General features: G+C 34.5%; 8 protein-coding genes. 2 read left to right on the top strand and 6 right to left on the bottom strand.

All coding sequences use genetic code 11. The features are described 5' to 3' along the window. Nucleotides 1-3: 3 nt before the first annotated feature. Entirely contained in the window at nt 4-504 is a 501-nt protein-coding gene (locus PQ462_RS05385; protein WP_274252637.1) for a hypothetical protein, read from the top strand. A gap of 341 nt (nt 505-845) precedes the next feature. After that, entirely contained in the window at nt 846-1346 is a 501-nt protein-coding gene (locus tag PQ462_RS05380; RefSeq protein WP_274252636.1) for a hypothetical protein, read from the top strand. 86 nt (nt 1347-1432) lie between these two features. On the opposite strand, the gene PQ462_RS05375 is transcribed toward PQ462_RS05380, so the two are convergent. The 6 genes from PQ462_RS05375 to PQ462_RS05350 form a co-directional block, all read right to left on the bottom strand. Beyond that, nucleotides 1433-2404 (bottom strand): M20/M25/M40 family metallo-hydrolase, encoded by a 972-nt coding sequence (locus PQ462_RS05375; RefSeq protein WP_274252635.1) that lies wholly within the window; start codon nt 2402-2404, stop codon nt 1433-1435. Between the two features lie 154 nt (nt 2405-2558). Continuing rightward, the gene (locus tag PQ462_RS05370) at nt 2559-2891 is read right to left on the bottom strand and encodes an L-rhamnose mutarotase (RefSeq protein WP_274252634.1); all 333 of its coding nucleotides are present in this window, start codon (nt 2889-2891) and stop codon (nt 2559-2561) included. 11 nt (nt 2892-2902) lie between these two features. After that, nucleotides 2903-3952 carry a sialidase family protein gene (locus PQ462_RS05365; RefSeq protein WP_274252633.1) on the bottom strand — a complete coding sequence of 350 codons (1050 nt, stop codon included), beginning with the start codon at nt 3950-3952 and terminating at the stop codon, nt 2903-2905. Between the two features lie 91 nt (nt 3953-4043). Continuing rightward, a complete protein-coding gene (locus tag PQ462_RS05360; RefSeq protein WP_274252632.1) occupies nt 4044-5642 on the bottom strand; it encodes a SusD/RagB family nutrient-binding outer membrane lipoprotein in 1599 nt (532 codons plus the stop codon). A 17-nt stretch (nt 5643-5659) separates the two neighbouring features. Continuing rightward, a complete protein-coding gene (locus tag PQ462_RS05355; protein ID WP_274252631.1) occupies nt 5660-8746 on the bottom strand; it encodes a SusC/RagA family TonB-linked outer membrane protein in 3087 nt (1028 codons plus the stop codon). Nucleotides 8747-9009: 263 nt separating this feature from the next. Then, nucleotides 9010-11670, bottom strand: a complete 2661-nt coding sequence (locus PQ462_RS05350) for a glycoside hydrolase family 3 protein (RefSeq protein ID WP_274252630.1) — start codon at nt 11668-11670, stop codon at nt 9010-9012. Nucleotides 11671-11673 lie beyond the last annotated feature (3 nt).

The raw sequence follows: 11673 nt of genomic DNA, 5'->3' as shown, positions 1-11673 counted from the left end.
ATCATGAAAAAAACATTTTCTCTTATTTTATCGTGTCTTTTTATTCTTGTTCTTACACAATGTGAAAAATCAAAACAAAAATTAGACCTTACACAAGAAAAAAATAAAAATACAATAATCAAAAATGTAACGAGTTGTGATTCTGTAAACGAAATTTATATAGAGTTTTATAGTGAAAATTCTGAGGATAATTGTCATATTTATCATAAAAAAAATAGCCCTTATGTAATATACAATAGGAGTTTATTTTCAATTGATAAAATAAAAGATAGTTTTCCAGTTGACAAGTTAGATAAATTAAATCTCGATTATTTTTTTAATACAGATTATTGTCAATTAGAAAATGTTTACTCAGACAATGCTTCAAATGGTCTTGTTAGGAATTTGTATTTTATTAGTAAGAATAAATCAAAAAAAATAAGAATAATTGGAAAAACTAGTGACATTGATTCCTTAAAAAACAGATGTGATTATTTACTAAATAAAATAAAAAAAATAAAATAATGTACTTTATCAAATTTTAACTAGTCGCCCAGCTCCCGCACGAATCCTTTCGTGTGGCGCAACGATAATAGACAAAGTATTTTAGAATAAAAAACCTCGTATTAATGCGAGGTTTTTTATATTGCGAAATTTTCTCTCCCCCTTAGCAAGAATCCTTTCGTGTGACGTAGAATTATAGACAAAGAAAATAAAAAACTTTTACCAATGGTTATAATACTTTGGTTTGATACGTTCTGAAAACGAGGCTTTAACTACCAAATAGCCACACAAAAGGATTCGTCCGGGAGCTGTGACTTCGCGTAACGGGAGTACATAATTGAATAAAATAAATTTTTTAAATTATGAAAAAATTAATGCTAATTGTGATATTGGGACTTTTGGTCTTAAGCTGTAGAAATGAAGAAAAAAAATCGTTGCCAGTAATAGAAGAGAAAGTTCAATCTACCACAGGTTTATATACAGATTATTTTAATGATACTAAAAAGGTTAGAGCATTAAGTGACAAAATATTATTTGCTGGAGATACTTTAGCATATAGAGAATTATATAGTATATATGCTTTAAGCGGTCATAAGGAAGAGTATTTATGTACATCTATATTAATGGCAAACAAATATGGTTACAAACAGGCTTGTTATGATGTTTATTCCATTTTATATAGCATGAATGAGTTTGTTAACAAAGAAAAAATAGTTAACAAAGAGAAATTAACTTTTCTTGATAACGAAACACAAAAATTCGCTTTTAAATATCTAAAAAAAGCAGCAGAACAAGGACATTTTCAAGCAAAAGAAAGTTTATTACTTTATGATAAGAATGGTGGATTTCTGAAAAATAAGTAGGCAAAACAAAGAAAAAAATCTTTCGCTCTCTGGCGTGTCCAACAAAAAACTGCGCAAATGTCTCTGGTTTTGCGCAGTTTTCACTTCTAATCCTGCTTTATAAAAACCAATTCTTCATTATAATTCGCAATACTTACCAAAGCATTATAAATATATTTTGAAACCAAAGCGCCACCTTCAAAATTAATTAATTCAATATCATCTTCGGGTGTATGATATTGCGGATGTCCGCCTGTGTGAAATCCTATGGCAGAAATCGAAGCTTTGTAAAAAGAAACGTGATCAGATCCGCCAACATCACCAGCGAATACAACTGGGTTTAGCCCGCTGTTATCTCCTAATTTTTTCATGAGTTCAACACCGTTGGGGAAAGTTCCTGCACCGCCCATATAGATTTGTTTCTCGGCATTTAATCTTCCTACCATATCCATATTCAGCATTACTTTTACGGCTTCTTTTTTGACAGGTAAGTGATTCACAAAATATTTAGAGCCTAATAAACCTTCTTCCTCTCCGCTGAAAGAAATAAAAATAATACTCCTTTTAGGTTTAATTTTTAATTTCGAAACTTCTTCTAAAATACACAACAAAGCAGAAACTCCAGATGCATTATCATCTGCACCGTTATGAATGGCTATGGTATCTTTTTTCTTGCTTCCAGATCCTTTTCCGCCCCAGCCCCAATGATCATAATGCGCACCGATGACAATAAATTCATTTTTGAGTTTTTCATCAGAACCTTCAATAAATCCAAAAACATTTTGTGTTGAAACGCTGTCGGATTTCATTTTATTAATTCCTTCTTTTACAAACACTTTAAAAGGCTGATCATAAGTATCATTGAACTTTTGCAAACCATACTTTTTAAAGTACTTTTTGATGTAAGCTGCTGCATCGTTATTCCCTTTCGTTCCTACGAAACGGCCTTCTAATTTATCTGAAGAAAGATATTTATCGTGTTTATAAAATGTCTGCGATAGATTATTTTTTTGCGCATTGATAGTAAGACCAAAAAGTAACAAACCATAAGCAAAGTTTATCTTTATAAAAAATTTCATAATTATAGTTGTCTAAAATTGGCACACGGATGAAACGGATTTGCTTCGCAAAGCACAAATGCCCGCAGATTTTTTATAAAAGAATATAAATAAAATCCGTATTTATCAGCTTTTTTTGCGAAGCAAATCCGTTAAATCCGTGTGCCATAAAAATTTATTTTAGTTCAAAAATCTTATCCATTAAAATCCATTTTTCTCCAGATTTGGCTTGGGGAAGTGCTTTTTGGAATTTCCACATTAAAGTTTCCCATTCCTGCACTTTTGGATTTTCTACATCTAGTTTTGCTTTTTCTGCGAATGAGAAATTATCATCGGTTTCCATAATCATAAACAAACGATCGCCGACATTATAAATCTCTAAATTGATAATTCCAGAATCTTTAATGCTTTTCTGAATTTCAGGCCAGACATTTTTATGGTAATCGATATATTCTGCAATTAAATCTGGGTGGTTATTTAAATCTAAGGCAAGACAGTATTTTTGCATAATTTCTGTTTTTATTTTAAATCGAATGTGGTGTGTTTAATGAACTTTCGATTATAAGTGTACAATATATGAACTTTTTTATCTGAAGTCTGGATAATGGCCGGATAACTAAATTCGCCTTCTTTTTGATTTTCCAGATCAAATAATTTCTTCCAGTTTACACCATCTTTAGAATATTCTACATCCAGAACATTTCTTCCGTTAAACCAGTCTTTTCCCATTTTTAGAGGATTGTTTACCAATAAAAATGATTTATTTGATAATGTTACAGCATCGACTCCAGAATTAGAATTTACGACATTTATGCTGTCTGTTTTCTGCCAGGTTTTTCCGTTGTCTTTAGACCAGCTCGAAATTAATTTATTATGTCGGCTTCGGGATAAAATCTGAATTTCTTTATCAGAATGAACTAAAAATGTGGGCTGAATAATATCAAAATTTTTCTTGTCGTTGATATCTGCAATTGTCCAGCTGTCTGTTCCTTCTGTATAGGTTTCTATAAAAACCCTCCATTTATTATCGTCAACACTTTCGGTACTGCTGCCGCATAAAATAACGCCTGGAGTTGTTTCGATGGGCTTGTTTCGAATTGGCCCTAAAATACCTTTGGGAAGATATTTTGAATTACTCCACGTTTTTCCATCATCTTTAGAAACAATCATAGCGCCAAACCATTCTCTTGGATTTTTCCCTACTTTGTAAAACAAATACAAATTCTGGCTTTTGCTTTTAAACAAAACCGGATTCCAGCAAGGCAGTGTGTCTCCGTCTTTAATTAAAGGTTTGATAAGTTCTTTAGGAACTGACCATTTTTGTTCTTTATAAGATGAAATATAAATGCCGACGTCTTTTGCTCCTTCGTATTTCCCGCCAAACCAGGCTGCTAAAAGTGTATTGTTTTCTAACTCTACTAATGTTGAGGCGTGGCTGGCTGCTGTAACAGGTTTCTCTGCAATATAATTTTGAGTGATATTAATTGCTTTCGGTTCATTTTTAGTTGAGGTACAAGAAACTAAAATCGAAATCAATAAAAATGCTGAATAATATTTTTTTAAATTCATAATCTAACTTTTATATAAAACAAAAGGAGAGTTTCCTCTCCTTTTGAATTTTTAAGTAAAGAGTGTGTGTCTCATTACTCAACCAAATTAATTATTTAGTGTCCCACCAAAGTTTTGTTCCTCCGGTATCAGGGCCGCCTAGTTTTGTAACACCATCCTGAACAGCTTCTTTGTTTGAAGAATATTCGTTTGTTGTATAAATAATTCTTTTCATTAAAGATTTACCAACACCAACATCTGGATTATCTGTGTTTAATACTGGATATATAACTTTAGCATCGCTTCTTCTTAAATCTGCCCAAGCTTCCCAAGATTCAGGGAAAATAGCTAAGTATTTTTGAACTGCAATCTGTGTACGCTGATCAGCAGCAGATGCAGACCACGCTACAGGCAATTTAACAGGAATGTCTTGTAAATCTAAAGTTGGATAAAGTGTTAAAATATTAGGTAATGTTGGTAATGTAGAACCATTGATGTAAGCATTAACTTCTGCTGCATCAGTAATTCCCCATTGAGCAAGAGATAATTTAATACCTGTTTCGTACAATGTTTTGGCATCACCGCCCATGTTCCATCCATTTAAAGCTCCTTCTGCTCTGGTTAAATAGTTTTCAGAAGCCATAAAGATTTCAATGTTTTTTGTTTCACTAAGGTTATTAGCAGCACCATTTCCTAAAACATCATTATTAAAGGCTGAGAATTTAGTAGTTCCAAATTGATCTTCTAAACCTCCAACCGGATTACCTCTATATACTTTAGTTGTAGCCGCAGCATCAAGCGGAGCAAACCATTTTGATAAACGCGGATCTTTATACCCAACTAAGATACTTTCCATAGAAGCTGTCATTACATAACCCCAGCTGTTTACAATCATATTTAAATTGTTTGGAGTAATGTTACTTGCTTTAAAGAATGCACTTTGATCATTTGTCTGCATAACTCCTGCAGCAACCGCAGCTTCTGCCTGAGTTTTAGCTTTTGCAGGTTCTTTATCAGAAATTCTCATTGCTAAACGAAGTCTCATACTGTTTCCAAAAACTCTCCATTTGTCTACATTTCCTGCATAAACTCTGTCGTTTGGAGAAAGAGATGCAACTGTAGCTGTAGAAGAAGTAGACAATACTGCGTTTGCTTCATCTAACAATTTAAAGAAATCTTCATAAATAAACTCTACACTATCGTAAGGTACTTTTTCTTTTCCATTACCTGCTTCAGTGTAAGGAATTGGTCCATAAGCGTCAACCATTTGGTTATACATAAAAACTTTCCATATTTTAAGTACTGCCAATGCTTCTGCATTTCCTTCAGATGCTTTAACAGCATTTGTTAATGCCGGAACAGCAACAGTGTAAAATCTTGTCCATCCTCTGCCTTCATATCCATTAACGAAAGCGTTTCTTTCAGTACCATATCCACAGTTTAAATAGTGGATAAAAGTTGAAGACAAAATACCGGTTGCAATACCCCACGTACCTTGATCATCTACTCCTGGAGACGAATACGATCCGTTGTGAATACCTGCATACAAAGCAGAAGCAAATGCTGGTCCCGCTAATGTAGCATCAAGCTGATCTTCTGTCAACGAATTAGGATCTTTGTTTATTTCATCAAAGTCTTTTGTACAGCTTGACAAAATAGAAACTGCCATCAATGCAACTCCTAATGTTTTTATTTTAAAACTATATTTCATGTTGTCTCTTTTTTTAATTAAAATCCAAATTTCACATTAACTCCATAATCTCTCGTTGAAGGAATGTTGAAAGATTCTATACCTTGCAAGTTTCCAGTTCCTGCACCTGCTTCTGGATCAAAATATTTAGCTTTATTTACGAAGAAGAATAAGTTTCTGCCTACTAAAGAAAAATCAATACTTGAGAATCCTGAATCACCTAATAAACGTTTTGGTAATGAATAACCAAAAACAAGCTCTCTTAATCTGATGTTTGTTGCATCATAAATAAATGGCTCTGCAACAGGAGTTCTTTGTCCGATAGCTGTCCAGTATTGCTCAGCTGTAATACTTGTAGTATTTGGAGTATATGTACCGTTTCCTGCAGCAACAACACCATCAACAACAATTCCGCCTTGTCTTCCTGCAAGTGTAATATCACTTACCCCTAAACCAGCTTGTCTTGCCTGAGTATATGAAATAACTTCTCCACCAATTCTAAAATCAACAAGGAAACTTAAAGAGAAATCTTTGTATTTAAAGTTATTTTTCAAACCTCCAGTCCAGTCTGGATTAAAGTTACCAGCACGAACATCAAAACCATTTGTTGCTAATGGAATACCGGCACTGTTTACAATAATATTTCCGTTTGGATCTCTTTGGAAACCTTTAATGTATAAATCACCGTATTCACCTCCTACAACAACTTTACTTCTAACTAAACGACCTTCACCAAGTACTAACTCATCTCTTCCTTCATAAATCGATTTTACTTTTGATTTATAAGAAGCGTAGTTTGCTGTAATATCCCAAGTAAAGTTTTCTGTTTGAACCGGAGTTGCTGTAAGTGTTACCTCAATACCTTTATTTTCAATATCTCCACCATTTACGATAGCTCTAGAAAAAGAAGAAGATTCTGGAGTATTGATGTAAAAAATCTGGTTATTAGTTAATGTATTGAAATATGTAAAATCTAAACCTAAACGGTTATTGAAAAATCTAACATCTGCACCAAACTCTGTAGAAGACGAAATCTCAGGTTTTAAGTTTGGATTAGCTTGTGTGCTTTGTCCGTATAACATACCGCCATTTCCTCCAATGTATGAGAATCTTTGCTGTGTTTGATAAGGATCTGTATCGTTACCTACTTGTGCATAAGAAGCTCTAACTTTTGCAAAGCTTATTACCTCTGGTAATTTAGCCATATCTGAAATAACTGCAGACAAACCGAAAGATGGGTAGAAATAATCATTTGGTAAAGTAGAAGACCAGTCATTTCTAGCTGTTACGTCTAAGAATAAATAGTTTCTAAAACCAATCTGTCCAAATCCATAAACTGAATTGATTCTTTTTTCTGAAGCAGTTGAAGTAGATTGAATTGTTTGCACATTAGATAATGCAAAGAAGTTTCTTTTACTTAAAACACCACCAGAATTTAAAGCTGAGCTGTTTTGTTGTAATGAGTTTGCTCCAGCATTAAGCCCAATAGAAAAATCTCCAAATTTTTGATTGTAAGAAAGTAAAGCATCAACGTTTAACTCGCTAACAGTTTCGTAAGATTCGCTGTATGAACCCATGTTGCTGTTAAATGCATTTGTAGCATATCTGTTTCTTACGTTTTTGTTCGTCATTTGATCTAAACCTGCTCTACCTTGTAAACTTAAAGTTTTTGTAAACTCATATTTAAGAGACGCTAAACCAATAAATCTGTTTCTTTTGTCTGTACGAGCATCATCTCTTAAAGCAGACCAGAATGGGTTTCCGCCAGGAGCTCCCGTTTCGTCAAGGAAATAGTTTACTTGTCTTTGTCCTGCAGCATCAATATATTCGAAGTTTTTGTAATCGTTATAAGCAATACTACGAGGTAATAAATAAGCCGATGTACCAATAGATTCTTCTCCTGTTCTTAATAAATTATCAATATCCTGAACGATGTAGTTCGTTTTTACATCTAATGATAATTTATCAGAGATTTTACTAGTCAATCTTAAGTTAAGATTGTGTCTGTCCATTGCATTTCCTCCCACAATACCTTCAGCACGTGTGTTCGTGTAAGAGAAATATCCTTGTGCTTTTTCGTTACCAGCTGTTACAGTTAATGTGTTAGCTAAGTTGTAACCTGTTTTGTAAAAGTCGATCACGTTGTTTGGCTGTGGAGAATAGCTTTGTGTCGCCGGCCCTGTATAGTTTGGGTTACGAACCAACTGCCATGCAGAAACCTGACGTCCGTCTAACGGTGCTCCCCAGCTTGAACTTGAATTAGAAACATAATTTCCATTTGTTCCTTGTCCGTATTCATTTTGTAAGTTCATCAAATTATAAGCAGAAGAAGCCATAAAATTAGATGATAACGAAACTGAAGTTTTTCCTGCTTTACCAGATTTAGTTGTAATTACGATTACACCATTTGATGCTCTAGAACCGTAAAGAGCAGCTGCAGAAGGTCCTTTTAAAACTGTCATCGAAGCAATATCCTCAGGGTTAATGTTCGAAATACCATCTGGCTGTGTTGTACCTCCTGTATCAATATCAGGATTTGTTGTAGTTGTACCATTACTAATTGGCACACCATCTACTACATATAATGGCTGGTTATTACCATTAAGAGATCTGTTACCTCTTAATGTAATTCTAGAAGAAGAACCAACACCGTTTGATGTTGTAGAGAAGTTAAGACCCGCAACTTTACCCGATAGTGAGTTGGCAACGTTTAATGATCTTGCTTCTGAAAGCTCTCCTACTGCAATGTTTTGAGCTGAGTACGTAATTGCTTTTTTCTCTCTTTTAATACCAAGAGCAGTTACAACTACCTCTCCCAATTGTTGTGTTGCTGCTCCCAAAGCCGCATTAATTGTAGTTTGAGTTCCTACGGCTACTTCTTTTGAAGCTGAACCAACATAAGAGAAAACCAAAACTGCTGATTGATTTGGAACTGTAATCGTATACTTCCCATCAAAATCTGATGAGGTACTTGTTTTTGTTCCTTTAACAACAACATTCGCTCCAGGGATCGGAATTCCACTTTGAGCATCTGTTATCGTTCCTTTTACTGTAGTTTGTGCCTGCATACTTTGGAATCCAAATAAGCAAATCACTAACAGTAATTTTAGTACGTCCTTGATCATATTTAGTTGTTTTTTGAGTTAATAACATGTTAAACTTAAGAATACATTTTGTTAACAAAATATAATTTCGACAAATGACAAGTTTGAAAAGGTGTTCGTCATACATTTATCTTTTTAGGATACGAAAACGTTTTAAATTGTAGCCATAATCCTCTATATTTCCTGACCTCACATCGAATTAATCTAATTGATTTATCGTTTTTTTAACAGCATTCTTTTTTAATTATCTTAATCGTTAAACATATTATCCTTTTTCACTCTTTTTAGTTCAAAACCTTAAATTTCGTTTTAAGCAAATCTGTCGAATTTCCGCCCACCATAACTTCGAAATCTCCAGGCTCTACAACGCGCTTCATTTCTCTGTTCCAAAGAGATAGCTCATCTGAAGTAAGTGTAAATTCAACATTTTTAATTTCTCCTTTTTTAATATTTAATCTTTTGAAACCTTTTAATGTTTTTTCAGGTGTCGTTACAGAACTATATACATCATTAATATACAATTGAACAACCTCGTCTCCGTCTCTGTCTCCAACATTTTTAACATCGACAGAAACTTTTACTTCTCCGTTTGGTTTAATTTCAGCAGTATTCAGTTTTAAATTAGAATATTCAAACTTCGTGTAACTTAATCCGTAACCGAATGAATATAAAGGATGTTCACTCTCTGCAACGTATTTATGAATAGCAGATGGTTTTTGGTTATAATATATAGGTAACTGCCCAACTGATTTTGGAACTGTAATTGGCAGTCTTCCACCCGGATTGTAATCTCCAAATAAAACATCAGCAACTGCTCTTCCTCCTAACTCTCCAGGAAACCATCCTTCCAACACTGCAGGAATATTTTCAGAAATCCAGTTTGTAGAAAGCGGACGACCGTTTAATAATACACAAACTACTGGAGTTCCTGTTTTTTGAATTTCTTCAATTAATTGCTGCTGGATTCCAAATAAGTCTAAAGAAGCAACATCTCTGTTTTCTTCTACCAACTCGTTCGATTCTCCTAAAACCACAATCGCAACATCTGCTTTTTTAGCCGCTTCGATTGCCGGCTGTAAGTTTACTTTTTCTAAATTCCAGCGGAAATGTGCTCTGGCTCCCCAGCCTCCTTCCCACATTTCAATGCGGACTTTGTATTTTTTACCTTTTTCGATGTTTTTTGGAGTCGTAACCATACTTGTCGCTCCTTTTGTCCAGTTGTCGATTACCAAATGGTCGTCGATATACATTCTAATTCCGTCATCAGAACTTAAACCTAACCAGCCGTCAAGAGCCTGATCTGATTTTAAGAATCCTGTCCATCTGATAGAAAAATCATCCACATTTACGCCATCTCCGGGAGCCCAAGGCCAATCAAACTCTAACTGACTGTCGATACGAGTCAATGCCGGAGTTCCTTCCAGGTTTCTGTTATTAAAATATTCTCCTTTTAATCCGTTTTGAGATTCGTCTGGAGTAAATAAATATTTAGATGGAATAATTTGTCCTTTTACAATCAGCGGAACGCCTTCTTCATAAACTACATTAGCCGTTTTTCCAACCAATTCCTTAACTCCTTCGTAAACTGTCATACCAACACTGTTTTTAGGAGCATAACCTCCCAATCTTGAAGCATTTGCATTTGGTCCGATAACGGCAATATTTTTTAAACTTTTGCTTAAAGGCAGAATGTTGTTCTCATTTTTCAATAAAACCATTGATTTCTGCGCCGCTTCAAGAGCAACCTGCTGATTTTCCGGAGTATGAAAACGCTCTTTAATCAGATTTTTTTCTGTGTATGGATTTTCAAATAATCCTAATAAGAATTTCAAACGTAAAACTCCTCCCGCAGCACGGTCGATGTTTTCCATTGTCAGTTTCTTTTCATTTACTAATTCAATGATTGTATTCTGCCAAAATTCATTACTAAAATCATAAAACTGCATATCAACACCAGCTGAAACTGCTTCTCTAATACTTTCTTTTGGAGAATCAGCAACTTTATGAGTTGTTTGAATGTATTTGATAGCACCTAAGTCTGAAACTACAAGACCTTTAAAACCCCATTCGTTTCTCAAAACATCAGTCAATAACCAATGATTTGCTGCACAAGGAATTCCGTCTAATTCAGAATACGCACACATTGTTCCTAATGCACCGCCTTTTCTAAAAGCTTTTTCAAAAGATGGCAAATGGTCTTCTCTTGCAGAACGTTCTCCAACCAAAATTGGCGAAGAATTTCCTCCCGCCTGAGGAATACCGTGAACGGCAAAGTGTTTCGGCTCTGCAATAATCGAACGATCTGATTTTAAATCGTCTCCCTGCATTCCTTTAATAAAAGCCAAACCAATTTCGCTGTTTAAGTATGCATCTTCTCCAAAAGTTTCAGCAACTCTACCCCAACGTGGTTCACGTCCTAAATCTAGGTTTGGTCCAAAACCAAAATGAACTCCATGCGCTCTTGCTTCCATACCAATTACTTTACCCACTTTGTCCATCACAGCAACATCCCAGGTTGCTCCAAGTCCAATATTCATTGGGAAAGCCGTACTTCCTTCGTCTAGATAACCGTGAAGCATTTCACACATAATCAACGCAGGAATTCCCCAGCGGTTTCCTTTTATTACGTTTGTTTGAAGATCATTAATCATTTTAGCCGAACGCGGATAAAGGTCATGGATAGCTCCAATTCCTAATTTTCCAATTTTTTCTGCCGATTTAGATTTAGCGAAATCTTCTTTGTCTTTAAAAAAGTCTCCTCTGTACATATCCATCTGGCGTGCTTTTTCTTCAAGCGACATACGACTTAACAAGTCTTTTACCCTATCTTCTACCGGTAATTTTGGATCTTGATACGGGTATTTTTTCTGCGCATAGGTTTGGTTAAAAAAACCTACAGCCATTACAAAAATAATGGCTGTTTTTTTGATTTTTAGTTGTAACATAAT

The sequence above is a fragment of the Flavobacterium sp. KACC 22758 genome, assembly GCF_028736135.1.
Classification (GTDB): Bacteria; Bacteroidota; Bacteroidia; order Flavobacteriales; family Flavobacteriaceae; genus Flavobacterium; species Flavobacterium johnsoniae.
The sequence above is the reverse complement of the archived record's forward strand: the minus strand, read 5'-3'. Positions and strand labels throughout refer to the sequence as shown.

Bases quoted from the DNA above. Each gene is read 5' to 3' on its own strand.
- PQ462_RS05385 (WP_274252637.1), top strand. From the start codon at position 4: ATGAAAAAAACATTTTCTCTTATTTTATCGTGTCTTTTTATTCTTGTT.
- PQ462_RS05380 (WP_274252636.1), top strand. From the start codon at position 846: ATGAAAAAATTAATGCTAATTGTGATATTGGGACTTTTGGTCTTAAGC.
- PQ462_RS05375 (WP_274252635.1), bottom strand. From the start codon at position 2,404: ATGAAATTTTTTATAAAGATAAACTTTGCTTATGGTTTGTTACTTTTT.
- PQ462_RS05370 (WP_274252634.1), bottom strand. From the start codon at position 2,891: ATGCAAAAATACTGTCTTGCCTTAGATTTAAATAACCACCCAGATTTA.
- PQ462_RS05365 (WP_274252633.1), bottom strand. From the start codon at position 3,952: ATGAATTTAAAAAAATATTATTCAGCATTTTTATTGATTTCGATTTTA.
- PQ462_RS05360 (WP_274252632.1), bottom strand. From the start codon at position 5,642: ATGAAATATAGTTTTAAAATAAAAACATTAGGAGTTGCATTGATGGCA.
- PQ462_RS05355 (WP_274252631.1), bottom strand. From the start codon at position 8,746: ATGATCAAGGACGTACTAAAATTACTGTTAGTGATTTGCTTATTTGGA.
- PQ462_RS05350 (WP_274252630.1), bottom strand. From the start codon at position 11,670: ATGTTACAACTAAAAATCAAAAAAACAGCCATTATTTTTGTAATGGCT.